Below are 22977 nucleotides of genomic sequence, written 5' to 3' on the forward strand. Positions count from 1 at the left end.
ATATTCGTGTATTAACTAAATTTAATTAATTTAGATAGAGATTTTGCGATGATATAAAAAACGGCATCTGAAAGTATTCCATTTAATGTAGAACTTCATAATCTGTGCTGAAATTCTAAAAATGGACATCTTTCAGATGCCGTTTTTTAATGTGTCTGAAAAACTTTGGGCGGATTACAGTGAAGATTTCATTCCTATCCGCAGTTTACTGTCGCTTTTCGTCTTTGATTAATTTTACATTCGTTAGTTTTACGTCTGCTGTCGAGCTGTCGATGTCGGTGGCAGTCTTGGTATAGACGAACGTGCAGTCGGTTACGGTGATGTCGTGGACGCAGTTTTGCCCCTGAAGCCCTGAAGCCGCAATTGCTGTGGTCGCTCCTCGGCATATTACGTCAGAAATGTGTATGTCAGTGAATTCAGGGATTTTTTCCATCTTTTTCGGTGTAACGATGTCCGATTCCTTGAACCCGGCCGGCCTGTCGGCATAGTCGCACTGGAATGAGATCGCAGCTGACAGGATGTCGGTCATTATTATTCCGGATATGTATATGTCGCCGGTTTTTCCGCCGCGTCCGACACCGCTTTTGAAACGGAGACCTATGTCGGTGCCTGAGAACGTGCAGTCGCGCACGACTATGCGGTTCATTCCGCAGACATCTTCACTTCCGATGACAAATCCGCCATGGGCATGATAGACAGTATTGTCCTGGATCAGTATGTCCTCGCATCCGTTGATAAGGGCATTTTTCTTGAAATCGCTGCTTTTCATGCAGATTCCGTCATCGCCTGCGTCAACAATACAGTTGACTACCAGCGCCTGATGGCAGTCGCTGAGGTCGATTGCGTCGCCGTTCTGTGCGTTCCAAGGACACCTGACGGTTATCCCGTCGATGATAAGGTTTCGGCTGTTGAACGGATGGACATGGAACTTTGGGGCGTTCTGAAATGTCACGCCGGAGAGAAGGATGTTTTCGCAATTGTTGATGCGGAAGATATCGTTGCGCTTCTTTTCCTGTTTTTCGGGGGTATCAGCGATGTCGGCATAGCCGGATTTCAGTTCCCAAGGATACCACAGAGAGCCGTCCTGACGTTCGACTCCACCCATGTTCTTGAACCGTCGCCATTCGACGTCGCTTACTTTCATGCGTTTTACTGGACGCCATTGGGCGCCGTTTCCGTCTATCGTGCCATCGCCGGTTATGGCGATGTTCCGGACACGCTGTGCGCTGATGCAGGCGCGGACTCGGCCGGCTTTCGGATTGGGGTCGACATACAGCTCTTTGTCTGGCGAGAAGTAGATGACCGAGTTGCGTTCGAGATGAAGGCCGATGTTGCTTTTCAGTTCGAACGGCCCTGTCAGCCAGATTCCCTGAGGGAATACGATGTGACCGCCGCCATCGGCCGACAATCGGTCGATGGCAGTCTGGATGGCTTCTGTCGCGAGGGTGATTCCGTCGCCTTTTGCACCGAAGTCTCTGATGTCGACAGTCCGTGACGGAATCGAAAATTCCTCGACGGGTTTGACATCGACAGGGAGGTCTTTATAATAATCGCTGTAAACAGTGCGTGCCATTGCCGAGATGGTCAGCATCGAAAGAGCGAGGAAAAGACAGATTTGCTTTTTCATTGACAAGGTGTGTTTTTAGAATTTTAATGATGCTCCGATCATGCCGTTGATGCCCTGTGAGGTGCGCATGCCGATATAGCGGTAGCGGCGGTTCAGCAGGTTGCCTCCGCGGGCGAACACAGAGAACCGTTCGGTAAAGGTGTAGGTTGCGCCCAGCGAGAGGTCGGAGACGCAGCCAAGAGAAGCGGCTTCAGGGAGATAAATATCGAAAAGTCCGTCCGGGTTGCTCGGTACAAATCCGTAGACGCGACGTCCTGCACGGAATTCCCAGCCGAGAGTCACGGACAAGGGTTTGAAGGGCCGCACTCCAAGTTGGGCGTTAAACACGTGGCGGGCTCTGTCGCGCCATTCATAGAGTGAATGGTCGTAGTCGTTAGGCGCAGTCTCGTATGATGCGCGGACTGAGAATACGTCACGGTAGTCATAGCCGATTGCCGCACCTGCATGCCATGCTGTCAGGGTTGTGTTTTCGAATATTCCGTAGCCCGGATAACTTTCGGAGTATACCGGCATCAGCCAGTTGCTGGCCTTGGCATAGCCTCCGAAGATTTCAAGGTAAGCTCCGAAAAACGGCCCGACGCTCATGCGGGCATCAAGCGCATAGGGAATATGCGATGGCCTATAAGCCATGTATGGCGAGAGATAGGGAGAGACGTCATAAAGCTCGCTGACAGGGTTGATATATGAACCGCCCTTGAGTTTAGCCTCAAAACCGAACACTTGCGAAGGTGTCCATGCGAATGCGACTTCCGGTGCGACATGGAAGGTCTTGTCGTTGCCGGTCGAAATGTTGAGTTTTGCGCCTATTGTGGCGGAGACAGTTGAAGACTGGAGTGAATAGTAGGGAGTTATAGCAAAAATGCCTGTCGTCTCGCTGTCTGATATGGCAAGATTCTGAATCGAGCTGTACGGGTATGTCGGTCTGTCGTGTAGACCTGTACAGAGAAAATCGGCATCAATGTCGAGATTCAGGGCTGAGCTTTCGCTAAAGGGAAGCGATGCGCCTAATGTAGCGCCAAAAAGGTTCTGGCGGACGGTCTTGCGGGTCACTTTTGACTCGAAATCTTGTCGGAGAGACTCGATGTCGCTCAGGTGATAGAACCCGAAATGACGGTAGCGGATAGCGGCATCAAAATCGAGACCTGAGTTTTTTGACGAGAATGCCATGTCGGCATTGACACGGCTTGTGTTCTGGCCGAAATGGTCTGATCCGAGATATGGGACGGTGTGATGACCGAATTCATAATTGAGTCCGGCTGTAAGCGCTGCATTCTGCCTGATTTTCTGATGAAGGTCAAGACCGATAGTTGCCGAGTGGTCGTTCCATGTTGTATTGCTGTTGCCGTCGAGGTTGGTCGATGAATAAATGTCGCCGCAATACTGACTCCAGATGTTGAGATGGGATCTTTCGGAATCGATGATGCGGTAGCCTGCTGAAAAATCAGCGATGAATTTAGGCGCGCCCAGTCCAAGGCTCACATAGCCTCTGTAGGGAGAGATGCTTAACTTATCGCCAAAGGCCAGAGGGGCAAGAGTTGGAGAGGAGTCAGACAGGCGGGATGTTACGACGCGGTCACTGAATGGAAGCTGCGAATTCGAAAGAGCGGGCAGCTGAAGGCTGGGGAGGATGTTGATGCGTGAGGCATCGCGTTTTATCGGGTCGATTTTCTGGTCGACATTGATTTCTTTATGCAGACCCTGAGCAGATGCACCGGCTGAGATTATGGTCAGCCCGAGGGCGAGACATGCAAATTTTTTATTCATGATGGTTGATGATGCGTAGGGTAGGGGTGAACTAATGCTTGGGATTTAATATCAGAGGCGTGTATCGATCATCTGGAAGATGTCGGCCTCGGTGCCGGGATAGTTTGATTTGAGAGATTTAAGATATTCGTCTGCTTCGAATTTTTTGCCTTCTTTACGGAGGATGTCACTGTAGAGTATGAATCCTCTGGCAAGCCAGTATTGGTGTGGTGTGTCCGATGAAATCAATTTGTCGGCAACTTCCTCTGCTTCTTTCAGCATTCCGCGTTCAAACATGGAGTTCCCGAGATAATATGCGCTTTTTGCTCCAAAGATGTCAGAAGGATTGGCGGCAAGCTCTTTCCAGTCTTTGTAGGCTATGTCGTAGTTGCCGAGATTATTGTTGGCCATTCCTCGCATAAATCTTATCTCGTTTGTATTGGTAGAGGTGTTGGCAGCTGTGGTAGCAAGAATCTTGTCGGCGGTTGCGACCACATCGTCATCCTTACCGAGATCGGCTGCGGTCCGAAGGAGTCCAAGGCGCGCTTCGCGGAGCATATTGGCCCCTGATGCGCGTTTTTCAAGTTCCTCGTATGTGGAATATGCAATCTCTGTCTTGCCGAGCGAACTTTCGGCTGCGGCTTTTATGAGCATTGCATCTTCGGCTACACTTGCGTCAGGATGTTTCTGTAACACCTGAACGGCATAGCCCTGAGCCTCTGCGGGATTTCCTGAATTCCATGCGGCGTCTGCCAGATAGTAGAGGGCGTGTGCACGGTCCGCCCCGGCCGGGTAGTCGTTGATATAGGAATTGAGTTTGGAGGTAGACCCTGAGTTCACATAGTCGTTTTCAGCAGCCTGAAAAGCGAGTTTTTCAAGTTCCGAAGTCTCATAGCGCGGAGCGTTGGGCACGGAATTGATGAATGCAACGAACGATGATATGTCGCCGTCGGCTGCATACACCTGCTTGAGGTCGTCGGCGGCTATGCGCGCTTCCTCGCTCGTGGGAAATGATGTGATGACTTTCTTATATGTGTCAATGCCTTTTCCGCGTTCGCCGCGGTTGATATATGTTATGGCAAGCTGAAGGTATCCGTTTCGTCCCGGAGCTGTATTGGAATATTGTTCTACGAGTTTCCTGTAGGTCGCAATGGCTTTGTCTGTCGCGCCGATGGCCGACTGGCTTTCGGCTTTTTCAAGCAGGGCGGATGGGATGAGTCCCGATGACGGGAAACGGCTTATAAGCATGTCGATGTCTCCGATTTTACCTGAGTAGTCTTTGCGCAGACCTTTCATAATGGCCAGCTGGTAGAGCGCGTAATCTCCGGCCGACGGGTTCAGCTCATAGGATTTCGCATAGTTTTCAGCGGCTGTGTTGAAGTCAGAAAGATAATAGTTGCAATCGGCCATGCGGTTATAGCTGTCGGAAAGAAGATTGGCGGGCAGCCCGGTGTTGTCGGCTTTCAGGAGGGAGATGGCGTCGCGGAAGTTTGTGAGCGCGTCGGAATAACGCTCCTGATCGAAGCGGGTGTAACCAAGGTCATAGTATGCAAGCGCGCGGTTGCCGAAATCTGATTTCGGTGTCGAAGCGATGAAGTTTTTGTAGCAGGCTGCTGCTTCGTCGTAGCTGCCTCTTGAGTAGTAGCAGTCTCCGAGCCACAGGTCGCATTGCCGGGACAGTGACGGGTCTCCTGATGTCATGTTTTTGGCTTGCGTCAGATGATTGATTGCCTGTGTGATTTTTCCTGACGTGTATTCTCGTGAGCCGAGAACGAGAAGAACGCGCTGTTTAGTCTTCTGGAGTTCCGGTGATGGATTCGGCATTCTGTCGAGGGCTTCGAGGGCGTTTTCATAATCGTTGTCGCTCATGTAGCCGTTGACGATGTAGCGCTGGACATCTGCGCTATAGCGGGAATCGGGATATTCTTTCAGGAAGTTTTCAAGAAGAGCGACTGAGTTTCCGAAGGGCGTGCGACCGCCGTCCATACGTGCCACCGCGTAGTTATAGAATGCGGTTTCGCGGACTTCACGGTTGAAATCCATCCTGTAGGCATTTTCAAATGCCATGAGGGCGGAGTTGTTGTCGCCGCGTTTGAGATATGCCTGGCCGAGAAACAGGTATGCGCTCTGTCCCATTGCGGAAGTTGAATTTGCGGATTGCTGCAGTAGCTTGATAGCGGCGTCGTAATCTCCGCGACGGAATTCGTCCATGCCGAGAATGTAGAACGCCGAAGGCTCCGGTGCGCTTGCCTCGGCGCAATATTTCCACAGATAAGGGAGCGACTCTTCCTCGTTGCCGAGATTATAGAGCGATTCTCCGGCTATGCGGTTGCATTCGGGAGTGAATTGTGGAACTGTCCCGTCGGCGATCAGTTTTCGCGAGAGTTCGAGCGCACGGGTGTAGTCCTGCTGAATGAATGAAATCTGGGCTTCATAATAGGGCGCGGCGTTGCCCGGTTCGCGAGATGTGTCGACATCTCGGAAATATTGCATAGCCAACGGATAATCTTTTTCCGCGTAAGCAAGGTAGCCGAGATAGAAGCGGGCGGCGTTGCCGTATTTAGGACTGCTCTGTAGGCTACGGAACATGCTTGCCGCTGATGTATTTTCGCTAAGAAGCATGTAGGAATATGCCGAACGGTAAGTCGTCTCGTCGCAACGGTCCGGGTTGAGCGCTATCGGATTGACCATCGAGTATTCCTGTATGGCCTGTCCGTAGTTACCACGGGTAAAATAATAGTCACCTATCGACATCATGACATCGGCTCGACGCGGCGACACAGGATATTGCTCAAGAAATTGTCTGAAGAGGTCAATCGCTCTGTCTTCTCCCATGCCCTGTGATGCGAGGCCGAGGTAGTAGAGGGCCTCTTCTGACTGGGAAGAACTGGGATTAAGTTGTGAGATATGTGTCAGTTGGTCGATGCAACCGCTGAAGTTGCGGTCATCAAACATATGGATGCCTCTTTCGAGATACCCACGGGCGTCAGGCTTGTTGTACTGGGCGTGAGAAGCTCCGGCTGCCATGCAGCACAATGCAGTGAATATGAATTGTCGTTTCATAAAAAATGTTGAAATCTCCCTGTGGTGATACATGCCCGCAAAATTACGACCTTTTAATTGAAAAATGCCTTTCAGGGAGGCTGAAAACTTTGTTTTAAGAATATTTAATAGCAAGATGTCGGACAGATGGATGATAAAAAACTAATTTTGTATGAATTTGTATATATTAAATCCGCATTATCACTTAAACATTAGAAATGCCATGATGAAAAACAGAACTGCCACCTTAATTATATTAACAATACTGGTGGGCCTCGTTTCGCGGGCTGAAAATTATCCGTCGCGCAGCGATTTCCTTTGGGTCACAAATCCGGATCATCCCGACTGGCTGTATGAAGTTGGAGACAGCGCCGTGATTTCGATAGAACTTTACCGATATGGTATCCCTGTAAAAGATATGGATGTGAAATACGCATTGGGCGACGACATGTTGCCGGATGATACCGCAGGTGTGATCAGGCTGAAGGATGGAAAGGCTGAAATAAACATCGGGACTATGTCGAAGCCCGGGTTCAGGGATCTCCGTCTCGTTGCTACGGTCGACGGACATAAGTCTCTCCATCATGTAAAGGTTGGCTTTTCGCCTGAAAAACTTGTGCCGTTTGTCAAGGATCCGGCTGATTTTAAAGCTTTTTGGAAAAAAGCGTTGGAAGAAGACAGGAAATTTCCACTTACTTATAGTATAGAACCTGTCGAAAAATATACAACAGATAAGATGACATGTCAGCTTGTGAGATTACAGATCACTCCTGATGGCAAGTCGATGTATGGTTATTTGTTTATTCCGAAGGGCGGTGGCAAATATCCCGCAGTCCTGACGCCTCCGGGGGCAGGAGTGAAGACCATAAAAGATCCAATGATTCACCGCTATTACGGCGAAGGAGGAATGATACGTCTTGAAACCGAAATCCACGGTCTTCATCCAGAATTGACGGAGGCGGAATTTGCGGCTGAACGTAAGGTCAGAGGCGACTACCTTAAATTCGGGCTTGAAAATCCGGATGAATATTATATGAAAGATGTCTATCTCGGTTGCCGTCGGTTTCTTGACTTTCTGACATCTCTTCCTGAATGGGATGGAAAAAATCTTTTCACGCAAGGCGGGTCGCAAGGCGGGGCTCTGGCTATAACTACAGCTATGCTTGACGAGAGAGTCAACGGCTGTGTGGCAAATCACCCTGCCCTGAGCGATATGACCGGGTATCTTGGAGACAAGGCCGGCGGATATCCCCATCATTTCCGTAAAAATCCGGAGGATGCTACTCCTGACAAGGTACGTACTCTGGAGTATTATGATGTGGTTAATTTTGCGCGTCATCTAAAATGTCCTGTCAGGATGACTTGGGGTTACAATGATAATACTTGTCCTCCAACAACGAGCTATGAAGTATATAATGTCATAACTTCTCCTAAGGAGGCGTTGCTTACGCCTATCAACGAGCACTGGACCACAGTCCCGACCGAGCGCGGACATTATGAATGGATAAAGTCTCATTGTAAATAATCTATTTGTCCCGCCTGAGACTTTTTTCTGTCAAAGGCGGGACAAATTTATGAATTTGCTGCGGTAGAGCTTATCTATTTATAGTCAGACATTTGTACTTAAATCGGAGATGTTTGTGGAATAAAAATGAAAAATTTATTGCAAAAAAATGCGAAAATATTTGGTGGTTTAAAAAATACTCCCTAATTTTGCATCGCTTTTGAGAGCTAACGCATCTTCAAAAAGCAAGAGAACAATAACTTGTTGCCTCTTTAGCTCAGTTGGCCAGAGCACGTGATTTGTAATCTCGGGGTCGTTGGTTCGAATCCGACAAGAGGCTCAACGAAACTAACAAGAAGCCATTGGCTTGTTGTGACAGGGCGAATGCCAGAGTGGCCAAATGGGGCAGACTGTAAATCTGCTGGTTTATACCTTCGGTGGTTCGAATCCATCTTCGCCCACATTAATTATGCGGAAGTAGCTCAGTTGATAGAGCATCAGCCTTCCAAGCTGAGGGTCGCGAGTTTGAGCCTCGTCTTCCGCTCTACGACATAACGCCAATGTAGCTCAGGGGTAGAGCACTTCCTTGGTAAGGAAGAGGTCGCGGGTTCAAATCCCGCCATCGGCTCTTCGAATACCAGAAGTGACAGCCCCGGTAGTGCTTTTACGCTATCGTGGCGTCTTGTTAGAAAAGTCAATCATTAATCAAAAAAAATAATAGCAAAGTTATGGCTAAAGAGAAATTCGAAAGAACCAAACCGCATGTTAACATCGGTACAATTGGTCACGTCGACCACGGTAAGACCACTCTTACTGCCGCTATCACTACAGTGTTGGCTAAGAAGGGCCTCTCTGAAGTTAAGTCATTCGATCAGATTGACAACGCTCCTGAGGAAAAAGAACGTGGTATCACTATCAATACTGCACACGTAGAATATGAGACTGCTAACCGTCACTATGCACACGTAGACTGCCCCGGACACGCTGACTACGTTAAGAACATGGTTACCGGTGCTGCTCAGATGGACGGCGCTATCATCGTAGTTGCTGCAACTGACGGTCCTATGCCTCAGACTCGTGAGCACATCCTTCTCGCTCGCCAGGTGAACGTTCCTCGTCTTGTTGTGTTCCTTAACAAGTGTGACATGGTAGACGATGAAGAAATGTTCGATCTCGTTGAGATGGAAATGCGTGATCTTCTTTCGACTTACGAATATGACGGTGACGAAACTCCTATCATCCGCGGTTCTGCTCTTGGTGCTCTTAACGGTGAGCCCCAGTGGGAAGAAAAGGTTATGGAGCTCATGGAAGCTGTCGACAACTGGATTCCCCTGCCTCCCCGCGATATCGACAAGCCCTTCCTTATGCCTGTTGAGGACGTGTTCTCAATCACCGGTCGTGGTACAGTTGCTACCGGTCGTATCGAAACTGGTATCGTGAAGGTTGGTGACGAAGTTCAGATCATGGGTCTTGGCGCAGACATGAAGTCGGTTGTAACCGGTGTCGAAATGTTCCGCAAGCTCCTCGATCAGGGCGAAGCTGGTGACAACGTAGGTCTTCTCCTCCGTGGTATCGACAAGAAGGATATCAAGCGTGGTATGGTTATCTGCCACCCCGGAGTTGTTAAGCCCCACAGCAAGTTCAAGGCTTCTGTCTATATCCTGAAGAAAGAAGAAGGTGGTCGTCACACTCCGTTCCACAACCACTATCGTCCCCAGTTCTACATCCGTACTCTTGACGTGACTGGCGAAATCACTCTTCCCGAAGGTGTAGAAATGGTAATGCCCGGTGACCACGTAGAAATCAATGTTGAGCTCATCAACCCGGTTGCTTGCGACGCAGGTCTTCGCTTCGCTATCCGTGAAGGCGGTCGTACAGTAGGTTCTGGTCAGATCACCGAAATTCTCGAATAATACCTTTCGGTATAATTCATAAGCCATTCAAGAGCCTGATGATTCAGGCCTCTGAATAAAACCAAAACCGACCCTCGTTTCAGAGGGGAGACTCGAAGAGGCGAAGGTCGGTTTCCTTATACGGGACTAGCTCAGTTGGTAGAGCACCGGTCTCCAAAACCGGGTGTCGGGAGTTCGAGTCTCTCGTCCCGTGCTAAAAACACGACAAATGAGTAAACTTAAACTACTTACAGATATCGAGGAGTCTTATACCGAACTTCGGTATAAGACTACTTGGCCTACAAGAAGCCAACTGGTCAAGAGCGCAGTTATCGTGCTGATCGCTTCCATCATTATTGCCGCGATTATCTTCGCGATGGATCAGGTGGTCAATACCATAATGCACTTCATTTATAGCCTCGGTCAGTAATCTCTTAACAGAAGAAAATCAATGGCGGAAGAATTGAAAAAAGCCTGGTATGTGCTGCGTGCCATTTCAGGCAAGGAAGCTAAGGTCAAAGAAGTATTGGATGGAGCCATCCGTAACACCGGCCTCGGCAATTACGTCTTTCAGGTCTTGATTCCTACTGAGAAGGTAATGTCAGTCCGCAATGGCAAGAAGGTGGTAAAGGAAAAAAACCTTTATTCCGGCTATGTCTTTGTGGAATGTATCCTTACCGGCGAGGTGCTTTATGAGCTCCGAAACACTACAAATGTGATTGATTTCCTTCGCGGACGTGGCAAGAACGCGGCACCCGAAGCATTGCGCGAAAGCGAAGTGCTTAGAATGATGGGTACTGCCGATGAAATGATTGACACTCCTGATGATGGAAATGATTACATGGTGGGTGAGACCGTAAAGGTTACTTTCGGTCCGTTCAGTGGTTTCTCCGGAACTATTGAAGAGGTTAACCGTGAGAGGAAGAAGCTTAAGGTAATGGTCAAAATCTTCGGACGTAAGACTCCGTTGGAACTCGAGAACTCTCAGGTAGAGCGTGAATAATCATCGCGCGGTGTCGAGGATTTACTTCCACGACACCACGGGAGATGTCACAGTTTCCGAGCCATAAATTGAAAAAAAACAATTTAAATGACGGCTCTCCGGCTCTTGGTTACGAATGTAGTCGGGGAGACATCATGGCGAAGAAGAGATGGCATCGTTTTAACCGAATCATTAACAAAAATTTAGATTTATCATGGCTAAAGAAATTGCTGGACAGATCAAATTGCAAATCAAAGGCGGAGCAGCCAATCCTTCGCCTCCAGTTGGTCCTGCTCTTGGTTCCAAGGGTATCAACATCATGGAGTTTTGCAAGCAATTCAATGCCCGCACTCAGGACAAAGCCGGTAAGGTACTTCCGGTAGTCATCACTTATTATACCGACAAGAGCTTTGACTTTGTTGTCAAGACTCCCCGGTGGCAATCCAGCTTCTCGAAGCTACCAAGCTTAAGAGCGGTTCTGCACAGCCCAACCGTAAGAAAGTCGGTGAAGTGACCTGGGATCAGGTTAAGGCAATTGCTGAGGACAAAATGCCCGATTTGAACTGTTTCACCGTCGCATCGGCAATGCGTATGGTTGCCGGTACAGCCAGAAGCATGGGTATCACCGTTAAAGGAACATTCCCCGAAAACATCTAAACTTCAATTGACATGAGTAAACTGACAAAAAATCAAAAGATTGCCCAGGAGAAAGTTGAAGCCGGGAAGGTGTATAGTCTTGCTGAAGCCGTAAACCTCGTTAAGGAAATTACCTTTACAAAGTTCGACGCTTCGCTTGACGTGGATGTTCGACTTGGCGTTGACCCCCGTAAGGCTAACCAGATGGTGCGTGGCGTTGTGACGCTGCCCCATGGAACCGGCAAGCAGGTACGTGTACTCGTACTCTGTAACTCAGATGCTGAAGCTGCTGCTAAGGCTGCCGGTGCAGACTATGTAGGTCTGGACGAATATATCGAAAAAATCAAAGGCGGTTGGACTGACGTTGACGTCATCATCACCCAGCCCGCTATTATGGGTAAGATCGGTGCCCTCGGCCGTGTTCTCGGTCCCCGTGGCCTCATGCCTAACCCCAAGAGCGGTACTGTGACCAATGATGTTGCCAAGGCCGTTGAGGAAGTGAAGAAGGGTAAAATCGACTTCAAGGTTGACAAGAACGGTATCGTTCACTCGTCGGTAGGTAAGGTTTCTTTCGAAGCTCCTGCTGCTGCCGACAACGTTCGTGAGTTCATCAACACCCTCATCAAGCTCAAGCCCGCTGCCGCTAAGGGTACTTATATCAAGAGCATTTATCTTTCGAGCACAATGAGTCCGGGTATCAAGATTGACCCCAAGTCAATCGACGAATAACTTCTAAAGCTGACTGTACAAAATGAAAAAGGAAGATAAAATCATTGCTATTGAGAATATAGCTAAGACTCTTCAGGAGTATAGCTGCTTCTATCTCACTGAAACTGCCGGCCTCGATGCCGAAAAGACCACAGCTCTCCGTCGTGCCTGCAACAAGGCTGACATCAAGCTTATGGTCGTGAAGAACACTCTTCTTCACAAGGCTCTCGAATCGCTTGAAGGTGACTACTCTGAGCTTTACGGAGCTCTCCACGGTTCGACCTCTCTTATGCTTTCCAACACAGGCAATGCTCCTGCAAAGCTTATCAAGGAAATCAGAAAGTCTGACAAAGACGCCACCCTCCCCCGACTCAAGGCCGCTTACGTTGAAGAGACTGTCTACATGGGTGAGGATCAGCTCGACACCCTCGTGGCTATCAAGAGCAAGAACGAGCTTATCGCCGACGTTGTCGCTCTTCTCCAGTCTCCCGCCAAGAACGTTATTTCCGCACTTTCTTCTGGTGGAAACAAACTTCACGGCATCCTCGAAACACTTTCGAAGAAGGAAGCGTAAGCCTCAAATCCCACAGCCTCTCTGCTCAATCCCTTAACCAATCATCAAATTTAAAAACAACAATAAAACTATAAAATCATGGCAGATCTTAATGCTTTTGCAGAACAACTTGTTAACCTCACCGTTAAGGAAGTAAACGAACTTGCTCAGATCCTCAAGGAAACTTACGGCATCGAACCCGCTGCTGCAGCTGTTGCAGTTGCTGCCGGTCCTGCTGCTGGCGCACCCGCTGAAGAAGAGAAGACCTCTTTCGACGTAGTCCTCAAGTCTGCTGGCGCTTCTAAGCTCGCTGTCGTTAAGCTCGTTAAGGAACTCACCGGTCTTGGCCTCAAGGAAGCTAAGGAAATGGTTGACGGCGCTCCCAGCGTTATCAAGGAAGGCATTGCTAAGGCTGATGCAGAAGGCCTCAAGAAGCAGCTCGAAGAAGCTGGTGCTGAGGTTGAGCTCAAATAATATTCCTGCTCTTCAGGTACAATGGGTTAAGATTCTCCCTTATTGGGAGTTTCTTAACCTATTTGCGTTAAAAATGGACGGGTTGCTATAAAAAATCATAAATATTTATATTTATAAATAAAAAATCAGCATCGGCCGGTTTCATAAGTCGCTCATTCAAGCCTTTTTGGTTATTCTCTTATTTTTCAAGGGCTGAATATCGAACGATATTGGAGTTAATTAGTGTTAAATTGACTCTTATTGCGCACTACCATCATCAACACAACGAGTTTCTTTTTTAATGTTTAATCCAAAAGATTAGATGTCAGACATAACTTTAGCTAAACCGCGTGTAAACTTCGCGTCGGTTAAAAACCCTCTTCCTTATCCCGATTTCCTCGAGGTACAGCTAAAGTCCTTTCAGGACTTCCTCCAGCTCGACACTCCTCCGGAAAAGAGAAAAAACGAGGGCCTTTTCAAAGTGTTTGCCGAAAACTTCCCCATCGCCGACACTCGCAACAACTTTGTACTTGAGTTCCTTGACTATTACATCGACCCGCCGCGCTACTCGATTGACGAGTGTCTTGAACGTGGTCTGACCTATAGTGTGCCTCTCAAGGCTAAACTTAAACTTTACTGTACCGACCCTGACCACGAAGATTTTGCTACCGTGATCCAGGATGTATACCTCGGCCCGATTCCCTACATGACTGATAAGGGTACTTTTGTCATCAACGGAGCCGAGCGTGTTGTCGTGTCACAGCTTCACCGTTCGCCCGGTGTGTTCTTCGGTCAGAGCACCCACGCCAACGGCACCAAACTCTACAGCGCACGTATCATTCCCTTCCGTGGCAGCTGGATTGAGTTTGCGACTGACATCAACAACGTGATGTATGCCTACATCGACCGTAAGAAGAAACTCCCCGTAACAACTCTTCTTCGTGCCATCGGTCTCGAAAGCGATAAGGACATTATCGAAATCTTCGGGCTTGCAGAGGAAATCAAGGTCAACAAGACCAACCTTAAGAAAGCCGTGGGCCGTAAGCTTGCTGCCCGTGTGCTGAAGACTTGGGTCGAGGACTTCGTTGACGAAGATACCGGCGAAGTTGTTTCCATCGAGCGTAATGACGTGATTCTTGATCGCGAGACTGTGCTTGAGGAAGACAATATTCAGGAAATTCTTGACTCGGGGGTTCAGACTGTGCTTCTCCACAAGGAAGATGCCAATACCTCCGACTACTCCATCATATTCAACACGCTTCAGAAGGATACATCGAACTCCGAGAAAGAGGCTATCCAATACATCTACCGTCAGCTGCGCAACGCCGAGCCGCCGGACGATGCAAGCGCGCGCGAAGTCATCACCAACCTTTTCTTCTCTGAAAAGCGTTATGACCTCGGCGAAGTGGGCCGTTACCGTATCAATAAGAAACTCGGCCTCACAACATCGATGGACGTGAAGGTCCTAACCAAGGAGGATATCATCGCCATTATCAAATACCTCATTGAGCTTATCAACTCTAAGACCGATGTCGACGACATCGACCACCTGAGCAACCGTCGTGTGCGCACTGTAGGCGAACAGCTCTACAACCAGTTCAACGTCGGCCTCGCCCGTATGTCGCGCACCATCCGTGAGCGCATGAACGTGCGTGACAATGAGGTGTTCACTCCTATCGATCTTATCAACGCCAAGACTATTTCGAGCGTTATCAATACATTCTTCGGCACCAACGCCCTATCGCAGTTCATGGATCAGACCAACCCTCTGGCAGAGATTACCCACAAGCGCCGTATGTCGGCCCTTGGCCCCGGCGGTCTCTCGCGTGAGCGTGCAGGTTTCGAGGTGCGCGACGTACACTATACACACTACGGACGTCTTTGTCCGATTGAAACCCCTGAAGGCCCGAACATCGGTCTTATCTCTTCGCTCTGCGTCTATGCCAAGATTAATGATCTCGGCTTCATCGAGACTCCCTACCGCGAGGTTAAGGATGGTGTGGTCAACCTCAAGAACGACGAGGTTGTCTATCTCACTGCGGAAATTGAGGAAGGCAAGATCATCGCTCAGGGCAATGCTCCTGTAAAGGACGACGGCGAGTTTATCAACGACCGTGTGAAAGCACGTCTTGATGCCGACTTCCCTATCGTCGCGCCCGATCAGGTAGAACTCATGGACGTATCGCCGACACAGATCGCATCTATCGCGGCATCGCTCATCCCCTTCCTTGAACACGACGACGCTAACCGTGCGCTCATGGGATCTAACATGATGCGTCAGGCTGTGCCTCTGCTGCGCAGCGAATCGCCGATTGTCGGAACAGGTATCGAAGGCCAGCTTATACAAGACAGCCGTACCCAGATCATGGCTGAGCGCGAAGGTACAATCGAATTTGTCGACGCTACCGTCATCCGCATCCGCTATGACCGCACCGAGGACGAAGAGTTTGTTTCGTTCGAGGACAGCGTAAAGGAATACCGTCTGCCAAAGTTCCGCAAGACCAACCAGAGCACCACTATCGACCTCCGTCCTATCTGTCAGAAAGGTCAGCGGGTAAAGCGTGGCGACATCCTTACCGAAGGTTACTCGACCGAAAAGGGCGAGCTCGCACTCGGCCGTAACCTTAAGGTTGCCTTCATGCCTTGGAAGGGCTACAACTATGAGGACGCTATCGTGCTCAACGAGCGTGTTGTCCGCGAAGACATCCTCACATCCGTTCATGTCGATGAGTACACTCTCGAAGTCCGCGAAACCAAGCGCGGCATGGAGGAACTCACATCAGATATCCCCAACGTGTCTGAGGACGCAACCAAGGACCTCGACGAGCGTGGTATCATCCGCGTGGGTGCCCACATCGTCCCCGGCGACATCATGATCGGTAAGATCACTCCTAAGGGCGAAAGCGACCCTACACCTGAAGAAAAGCTTCTCCGTGCGATCTTCGGCGACAAGGCCGGCGATGTCAAGGATGCTTCTCTCAAGGCTTCTCCCTCGCTCAAAGGCGTTGTCATCGGTACACATCTCTTCCAAAAGGCTGAAAAGAAAAAGACCAAGAAGAGCGCAAGCGCAGTGCTTCCGAAGCTCGACGAGGAATATGAGGATCGTCTCAACGCACTCAAGGATCTTCTTATCCGCAAGCTCATGACTCTTACCGACGGCAAGACCTCACAGGGCGTGAAGGATTTCCTTGGCACAGACATCATCCCGAAAGGCTCGCGATTCTCAGCCGCCACTCTCCGTGAGATTGACTTCGATACGATCAACCTCTCGAAGTGGACGTCTGACAACCGCATCAACGATATGATCCGCGCAACAATCGTCAACTATCTGCGCAAATCAAAGGAAATCGATGCCGAGCTCCGTCGCAAGAAATTCGACATCTCTATCGGCGACGAACTTCCTTCAGGCATCATGAAGCTTGCCAAAGTCTACGTGGCCAAGAAGCGTAAGATTTCTGTAGGTGACAAGATGGCGGGTCGTCACGGTAACAAGGGTATCGTGTCGCGTATCGTCCGTCAGGAAGACATGCCATTCCTTGCCGACGGTACTCCTGTCGACATCGTCCTCAACCCGCTTGGTGTGCCTTCACGTATGAACCTCGGTCAGATTTTCGAAACCGTGCTCGGATGGGCAGGCCGTGAACTGGGCGAGAAGTTCGCGACCCCGATTTTCGACGGTGCAACGCTTGAAGACCTCAACGAGTGGACCGACAAGGCCGGAATCCCCCGCTACGGTAAGACCTATCTTTATGACGGAGGCACAGGCGAGCGTTTCGACCAGCCCGCTACCGTGGGTGTCATCTACATGCTTAAGCTCGGTCACATGGTTGAAGACAAGATGCACGCCCGCTCGATCGGCCCGTACTCACTCATCACTCAGCAGCCGCTTGGCGGTAAGGCGCAGTTCGGTGGACAGCGTTTCGGAGAGATGGAAGTCTGGGCGCTCGAAGCATTCGGCGCCGCCCACATCCTTCAGGAAATCATTACAGTCAAGTCCGACGATGTTACCGGTCGAAGCAAGACTTACGAAGCTATTGTCAAGGGCGACGCAATGCCGCCTGCCGGCATCCCCGAATCGCTCAATGTGCTTCTCCACGAGCTCCGTGGCCTCGGTCTGAGCATCAACCTTGAGCAGTAATACAACTCTCCTTATTGACGGCATGCCGGAGGCCATTTCCGGCCCACCGGTATGCCATCGAAAAAATTACTTAACATCGCTTTTGAATATCTAAAATATGGCTTTTAGAAAAGACAATAAACAAAAAACCGGTTTCTCGAAAATCTCGATCGGCATCGCTTCGCCCGAAGAGATTCTTGAGAAGTCAAGCGGCGAGGTGTTAAAACCCGAAACCATCAACTACCGCACCTACAAGCCTGAGCGCGACGGCCTTTTCTGCGAGCGCATTTTCGGTCCTGTAAAGGACTTCGAATGCCATTGCGGCAAGTACAAGCGCATACGTTACAAAGGCATTGTCTGTGACCGTTGTGGTGTGGAAGTGACTGAAAAGAAAGTACGTCGTGAGCGCATGGGCCACATCAAGCTCGTTGTGCCCGTCGCACATATCTGGTACTTCCGCTCGCTGCCTAACAAGATCGGTTATCTTCTCGGTCTTCCCTCAAAGAAGCTTGATGCCGTCATCTACTATGAGCGCTATGTAGTCATCAATCCCGGTGCTGCTGCCGACGGTGAGAACCCCGTACAGCGTCTCGACCTTCTCACCGAGGAGGAGTATTTCGACATCATGGACCGTCTTCCCCGCGAAAACCAGCTTCTTGACGACACTGACCCCAACAAGTTCGTTGCCAAGATGGGTGCGGAGGCTATCTATGATCTCCTTAAGGACATCAATCTCGATGACCTCTCCTATGCTCTCCGCGATCAGGCGAATGCCGAAGGTTCGCAGCAGCGCAAGACCGAGGCTCTCAAGCGTCTTCAGGTTGTCGAGTCGTTCCGTGCATCTCGCGAGCGCAACCGTCCTGAATGGATGATTCTTCAGGCCGTGCCTGTTATTCCCCCCGAACTCCGTCCCTCGTGCCGCTTGATGGCGGTCGTTTCGCCACTTCCGACCTCAACGACCTCTATCGTCGTGTGATCATCCGCAACAACCGTCTCAAACGTCTCATCGAAATCAAAGCTCCCGATGTGATTCTCCGCAACGAGAAGCGCATGCTTCAGGAAGCTGTCGATTCGCTCCTTGACAACTCCCGCAAGTCGTCGGCTGTCAAGACCGAGGCAAACCGCCCCCTCAAATCGCTCTCTGACTCGCTCAAGGGTAAGCAGGGCCGTTTCCGTCAGAACCTTCTCGGTAAGCGTGTCGACTATTCGGCTCGTTCGGTTATCGTCGTAGGTCCGGAACTTAAGATGCACGAATGCGGTATCCCCAAAAATATGGCTGCCGAGCTCTACAAGCCCTTCGTAATCCGCAAGCTCATTGAGCGTGGCATTGTAAAGACTGTCAAGTCGGCCAAGAAGATCGTCGACCGCAAAGAGCCTGTCGTTTGGGATATCCTCGAATATGTGATGAAGGGCCACCCCGTGCTCCTCAACCGAGCCCCGACTCTTCACCGTCTCGGTATTCAGGCATTCCAGCCCAAGATGATCGAAGGTAAGGCTATCCAGCTCCATCCGCTCGCATGTACGGCATTCAACGCCGACTTCGACGGTGACCAGATGGCGGTTCACCTTCCTCTTGGCAACGAAGCTGTCCTCGAAGCACAGCTTCTCATGCTCGGTTCTCACAACATCCTCAACCCTGCCAACGGTGCGCCTATCACCGTGCCTTCTCAGGACATGGTGCTTGGTCTTTACTATATCACCAAGCTCCGCAAGGGCGACAAGGGCGAAGGTCTGAAGTTCTACGGCCCTGAAGAAGCGGAAATCGCCTACAACGAAGGCCGTGTGACTCTCCACGCTCCCGTTTCGATTGTGGTTGACGATATCGACGAATTCGGCAATCCCATCAAGCACCTCGTAGAGAACACCTCTGTCGGACGTGTGCTTGTCAACCAGTACGTTCCCAAAGAGATTGGCTATGTCAATGAGATCCTTTCAAAGAAATCACTGCGTACAATCATCTCGCGCGTAATCAAATATTGCGGTATTCCCCGCTCGGCACAGTTCCTCGACGACATCAAGAACCTCGGTTACTACATGGCGTTCAAGGGCGGTCTGTCGTTCAACCTCGGCGACGTGCTTATTCCTGCCGAAAAGGAACAGTATGTCAAGGAAGGCTACGAGCAGGTGCAGGAAGTCCTCAACAACTACTCGATGGGCTTCATCACCAACAACGAACGCTACAATCAGATCATCGATATCTGGACACACGTCAACTCGCGTCTCGCCGACACTCTCATGAAGCAGATTTCGGCCGACAAGCAGGGCTTCAACCCTGTCTACATGATGCTTGACTCCGGTGCCCGTGGTTCTAAGGACCAGATTCGTCAGCTTTCAGGTATGCGTGGTCTTATGGCCAAGCCGCAGAAGAGCGGTGCCGAAGGTGGTCAGATTATCGAGAACCCGATTCTTGCGAACTTCAAGGAAGGTCTTTCGGTGCTCGAATACTTCATCTCTACCCACGGTGCCCGTAAGGGTCTTGCGGATACTGCGCTTAAGACTGCCGACGCCGGTTATCTTACCCGCCGTCTTGTCGACGTGGCCCACGACGTTATCATCAACGAAGAGGACTGCGGTACACTCCGCGGACTTGTCTGCACCGAAATCAAGAACAACGACGAGGTTGTCGCATCGCTCGGCGAGCGTATCCTCGGCCGTGTGTCTGTCCACGACATCATCGATCCCACCAACGGCGAGCTTATCGTCGCTGCCGGTGAGGAAATCAACGACGTTGCCGCCGACCGCATCAACGAGTCGCCGATTGAATCTGTTGAAATCCGCTCGGTGCTCACCTGCGAGTCCAAGAAGGGTGTCTGCGCCAAGTGTTACGGCCGCAACCTCGCCACACACCGCATGGTGCAGATGGGAGAGGCTGTCGGTGTGATTGCCGCCCAGTCTATCGGTGAGCCGGGTACTCAGCTTACGCTCCGTACATTCCACGTCGGTGGTGTGGCTTCGAACATTGCCGCCGTCAACTCGCTCACTTCGCGCTACGACGGTATCCTTGAAATCGACGAGCTCCGTACCGTACAGACCGACGAGGCTGATGCCAAGGGACGCAACGTCGACGTGGTGATCGGCCGACTCGCTGAAATGCGTATCGTCGATCCCAACACCAAGATGATGCTGACCAACGCCAACATCCCCTACGGTGCTAAACTTTTCTTCGATAACGGTGCTACCATCAAGAAGGGCGACGTAATCTGCGAATGGGACCCCTTCAACGCCGTTATCGTCAGCGAAGTCGGCGGTAAGGTCGAATATGTCAACTTCCAGGAAAACGTCACCTACCGCGTCGATTCCGACGAACAGACCGGTCTCCGCGAAAAGATCATCATCGAATCCAAGGAGCGTGGCAAAGTTCCCGAAGCCAATATCGTCGATGCTACAGGCGAGGTTGTCAAGACTTATGCGCTTCCTGTGGGCGCTCACCTCATGGTCGACGACGGCGACACTGTCAAGGCCGGTGAGATTTTCGTCAAGATTCCTCGTGCCGCCGGTTCTGCCGGTGACATCACCGGTGGTCTTCCCCGTGTGACCGAGCTTTTCGAAGCCCGTAACCCCTCTAACCCCGCCATCGTTTCTGAAATCGACGGTGAGGTCAAGTTCGGAAAGGTCAAGCGCGGCAACCGCGAGATTTCCGTCACCTCCAAGCTCGGAGAGACCAAGAAATATCTTGTGCCCCTGTCGAAGCAGATTCTTGTTCAGGAAAACGACTATGTGCGTGCCGGCACACCCCTTTCAGACGGTGCTATCACTCCGGCCGACATCCTCAACATCATGGGCCCGACAGCCGTTCAGGAATACATCGTCAACGAGGTTCAGGACGTGTACCGCATGCAGGGTGTGAAGATCAACGACAAGCACTTTGAAGTTATCGTGCGCCAGATGATGCGTAAGGTCAACATCCTTGATCCGGGTGACACCGGCTTCCTTGAGCAGCAGGTGGTCGACAAACGAGACTTCATGGACGAGAACGACCGCATCTGGGGCAAGAAGGTTGTCACCGACGCAGGCGACAGCGAGAACGTCAAGCCCGGTCAGATCATCACTGCCCGCAAGCTCCGCGACGAAAACTCATCGCTCAAGCGCCGTGACCTCCGTCCGATTGTGGTTCGTGATGCTCAGCCTGCCACTTCCGAGCAGATTCTTCAGGGTATCACCCGTGCCGCCCTCCAGACTTCGTCGTTCATGTCGGCTGCGTCCTTCCAGGAAACAACCAAGGTGCTCAACGAAGCTGCAATCAACGGCAAGGTCGACTACCTTCAGGGCATGAAGGAAAATGTCATCTGCGGTCACCTCATCCCCGCCGGTACAGGTCTCCGCTCCTACGAGCGCATCGTGGTCGGCGGAAAGGATGACATCGAAGATGCCTTCGACCTCCCTGTCATTCCCCGTCATGAAGCTCCTGAGGTCATCGACGTGGCCCATACCGAACTCTGATAAATCCGTCAGACAGCGTCTGAACTCTCAGACAAACTTCTGACACCCCAATAAACATCCAGCGCCGACCCATCCGGGCCGGCGCTGCTGTTTTATATCCACCACCGATTTCACCATACAGCCAAAAACTTGACTGTACTCGATATTTTCTATAAAAATGCCGTGATTTTCGACTGTACTCGAAAAAACTATACTTTCCAGTCTACAATGATTCGGTAAAAATTACCGAATCATTGTAGACTGGAAAGTGCTAATTAATATTTGAAGAAACTTTCTTCGCAGGTGTTTCATGAAATGAGACACCTGCGTTGTAATTTTGCGGGTGTAAACAAAAAAACGGATTGGAAATCATGTCGACTTTACCCATCATACAACGATATATTTGGCTTGTGAATACGATTGCGTGCTTTGACGGGCGGCTGACTTTCGGGGAAATCAGCCGCAAATGGGCCGAGTCGCCCATGAATGACAGGTCGCCGCTGTCGCGCTCCACGTTTTACCGCTACCGCGAGGGGATAAGGGAGTTGTTCGGTATAGCGTTGGAGTGTGACGCGGCACGCGGCAATGTCTATTATATCGCGCAGGACGATTGCGACGGACGCTTGCAGACGTGGCTGCTCGACACTCTGGGGATTGCCAACGTGGTTAGCGAGAGCCGGGCGCTGTCGGGGCGCATCCTGCCCGAACATTCCCCCTCGGGCGGTGCGAATCTTGTCACGGCTGTTGAGGCCATGCAGTCCGGACAAGTGTTGCAGATGAGTTATGCCGGTTTCAATCCCCACAATATTCCTTCGACCTTCGGCATACGTCCGTATGCCGTGAAGCAGAGTATGAACCGATGGTATCTCATCGGTGAGGGTGAGGACGGGCATATCCGTCCATACGCCTTCGACCGCATCAGAGAGCTCACGCCGACGCAGGATACGTTTGAGTTTCCATCCGGATTTGATGTCGACGGGCTGTTTGTCCACTCGGTCGGTGTTATGACTGATGAGAAGCCTGAACGAGTGGTCATAAAGGTACATGACGGGCAGGCCAATTATGTCCGCTCGCTTCCGTTACATCATTCACAGGAGGAAGTCGAGGTCGAAACCTATACGTTTGAGCTCTATGTCCGTCCGACAGTCGATTTTATCATGAAACTGCGCTCCTACGGCCCGGCCATCGAGGTTGTCTCCCCATTATGGCTCCGCAGACAGCTCGCCTCGGAAGCTGCCCTGACCCGGGAGCGCAACAGCTGAAATCGGAGGTACAAAAATTCAGAAATAACAAAAATAACA

General features: G+C 50.6%; 12 protein-coding genes, 5 tRNA genes and 2 pseudogenes. 16 read left to right on the top strand and 3 right to left on the bottom strand.

What is annotated here, in order from left to right; genetic code table 11:
- Positions 1 to 205: 205 nt before the first annotated feature.
- From E7747_RS06570 to E7747_RS06580, 3 genes are read right to left on the bottom strand one after another with little or no spacing between them, the layout of a single operon-like run.
- Positions 206 to 1627: a glycoside hydrolase family 28 protein gene (locus E7747_RS06570; RefSeq protein WP_136414877.1), complete on the bottom strand. Its 1422-nt coding sequence runs from the start codon at positions 1625 to 1627 to the stop codon at positions 206 to 208.
- A gap of 15 nt (positions 1628 to 1642) precedes the next feature.
- Positions 1643 to 3391, bottom strand: coding sequence for a TonB-dependent receptor (locus tag E7747_RS06575; RefSeq protein ID WP_136414878.1), 1749 nt, complete (start codon positions 3389 to 3391; stop codon positions 1643 to 1645).
- 51 nt (positions 3392 to 3442) lie between these two features.
- Positions 3443 to 6433: a tetratricopeptide repeat protein gene (locus tag E7747_RS06580; protein ID WP_168185260.1), complete on the bottom strand. Its 2991-nt coding sequence runs from the start codon at positions 6431 to 6433 to the stop codon at positions 3443 to 3445.
- A gap of 205 nt (positions 6434 to 6638) precedes the next feature.
- Here E7747_RS06580 and E7747_RS06585 point away from each other — a divergent pair, with 205 nt between their 5' ends.
- From E7747_RS06585 to E7747_RS06660, 16 genes and pseudogenes are all read left to right on the top strand, one after another.
- The gene (locus tag E7747_RS06585; RefSeq protein WP_136417065.1) at positions 6639 to 7937 is read left to right on the top strand and encodes an acetylxylan esterase; all 1299 of its coding nucleotides are present in this window, start codon (positions 6639 to 6641) and stop codon (positions 7935 to 7937) included.
- Positions 7938 to 8182: 245 nt separating this feature from the next.
- Positions 8183 to 8256, top strand: a tRNA-Thr gene (locus E7747_RS06590).
- A 38-nt stretch (positions 8257 to 8294) separates the two neighbouring features.
- Positions 8295 to 8377 (top strand) — tRNA-Tyr (locus E7747_RS06595).
- A 10-nt stretch (positions 8378 to 8387) separates the two neighbouring features.
- A tRNA-Gly gene (locus E7747_RS06600) sits at positions 8388 to 8460 on the top strand.
- Between the two features lie 12 nt (positions 8461 to 8472).
- A tRNA-Thr gene (locus E7747_RS06605) sits at positions 8473 to 8544 on the top strand.
- A 100-nt stretch (positions 8545 to 8644) separates the two neighbouring features.
- The gene (tuf, locus tag E7747_RS06610; protein WP_123613574.1) at positions 8645 to 9829 is read left to right on the top strand and encodes an elongation factor Tu; all 1185 of its coding nucleotides are present in this window, start codon (positions 8645 to 8647) and stop codon (positions 9827 to 9829) included.
- 120 nt (positions 9830 to 9949) lie between these two features.
- Positions 9950 to 10022, top strand: a tRNA-Trp gene (locus E7747_RS06615).
- 15 nt (positions 10023 to 10037) lie between these two features.
- Positions 10038 to 10238, top strand: coding sequence for a preprotein translocase subunit SecE (secE, locus tag E7747_RS06620; RefSeq protein ID WP_123613573.1), 201 nt, complete (start codon positions 10038 to 10040; stop codon positions 10236 to 10238).
- 21 nt (positions 10239 to 10259) lie between these two features.
- Entirely contained in the window at positions 10260 to 10811 is a 552-nt protein-coding gene (gene nusG, locus E7747_RS06625) for a transcription termination/antitermination protein NusG (protein ID WP_123613572.1), read from the top strand.
- Between the two features lie 193 nt (positions 10812 to 11004).
- Positions 11005 to 11447 (top strand): annotated as a pseudogene (gene rplK / locus E7747_RS06630) (50S ribosomal protein L11).
- Between the two features lie 12 nt (positions 11448 to 11459).
- Positions 11460 to 12155, top strand: a complete 696-nt coding sequence (gene rplA, locus E7747_RS06635) for a 50S ribosomal protein L1 (RefSeq protein ID WP_136414882.1) — start codon at positions 11460 to 11462, stop codon at positions 12153 to 12155.
- Positions 12156 to 12177: 22 nt separating this feature from the next.
- Positions 12178 to 12708: a 50S ribosomal protein L10 gene (gene rplJ / locus E7747_RS06640; RefSeq protein WP_136414884.1), complete on the top strand. Its 531-nt coding sequence runs from the start codon at positions 12178 to 12180 to the stop codon at positions 12706 to 12708.
- A gap of 78 nt (positions 12709 to 12786) precedes the next feature.
- Positions 12787 to 13161: a 50S ribosomal protein L7/L12 gene (gene rplL, locus E7747_RS06645; RefSeq protein WP_136414886.1), complete on the top strand. Its 375-nt coding sequence runs from the start codon at positions 12787 to 12789 to the stop codon at positions 13159 to 13161.
- 301 nt (positions 13162 to 13462) lie between these two features.
- Complete coding sequence (gene rpoB / locus E7747_RS06650) at positions 13463 to 17278, top strand: DNA-directed RNA polymerase subunit beta (protein WP_123613567.1); 3816 nt, start codon at positions 13463 to 13465, stop codon at positions 17276 to 17278.
- 97 nt (positions 17279 to 17375) lie between these two features.
- Positions 17376 to 21697: pseudogene (gene rpoC, locus E7747_RS06655) on the top strand (DNA-directed RNA polymerase subunit beta').
- A 389-nt stretch (positions 21698 to 22086) separates the two neighbouring features.
- Positions 22087 to 22938, top strand: coding sequence for a helix-turn-helix transcriptional regulator (locus E7747_RS06660; RefSeq protein WP_168185261.1), 852 nt, complete (start codon positions 22087 to 22089; stop codon positions 22936 to 22938).
- Positions 22939 to 22977 lie beyond the last annotated feature (39 nt).

This window comes from Duncaniella dubosii (assembly GCF_004803915.1).
GTDB classification, from domain to species: domain Bacteria; phylum Bacteroidota; class Bacteroidia; order Bacteroidales; family Muribaculaceae; genus Duncaniella; species Duncaniella dubosii.

What these genes read in the sequence shown, in the direction of transcription:
- E7747_RS06570 (WP_136414877.1), bottom strand. Translation starts at nt 1,627, where the DNA reads ATGAAAAAGCAAATCTGTCTTTTCCTCGCTCTTTCGATGCTGACCATC.
- E7747_RS06575 (WP_136414878.1), bottom strand. Translation starts at nt 3,391, where the DNA reads ATGAATAAAAAATTTGCATGTCTCGCCCTCGGGCTGACCATAATCTCA.
- E7747_RS06580 (WP_168185260.1), bottom strand. Translation starts at nt 6,433, where the DNA reads ATGAAACGACAATTCATATTCACTGCATTGTGCTGCATGGCAGCCGGA.
- E7747_RS06585 (WP_136417065.1), top strand. Translation starts at nt 6,639, where the DNA reads ATGAAAAACAGAACTGCCACCTTAATTATATTAACAATACTGGTGGGC.
- tuf (WP_123613574.1), top strand. Translation starts at nt 8,645, where the DNA reads ATGGCTAAAGAGAAATTCGAAAGAACCAAACCGCATGTTAACATCGGT.
- secE (WP_123613573.1), top strand. Translation starts at nt 10,038, where the DNA reads ATGAGTAAACTTAAACTACTTACAGATATCGAGGAGTCTTATACCGAA.
- nusG (WP_123613572.1), top strand. Translation starts at nt 10,260, where the DNA reads ATGGCGGAAGAATTGAAAAAAGCCTGGTATGTGCTGCGTGCCATTTCA.
- rplA (WP_136414882.1), top strand. Translation starts at nt 11,460, where the DNA reads ATGAGTAAACTGACAAAAAATCAAAAGATTGCCCAGGAGAAAGTTGAA.
- rplJ (WP_136414884.1), top strand. Translation starts at nt 12,178, where the DNA reads ATGAAAAAGGAAGATAAAATCATTGCTATTGAGAATATAGCTAAGACT.
- rplL (WP_136414886.1), top strand. Translation starts at nt 12,787, where the DNA reads ATGGCAGATCTTAATGCTTTTGCAGAACAACTTGTTAACCTCACCGTT.
- rpoB (WP_123613567.1), top strand. Translation starts at nt 13,463, where the DNA reads ATGTCAGACATAACTTTAGCTAAACCGCGTGTAAACTTCGCGTCGGTT.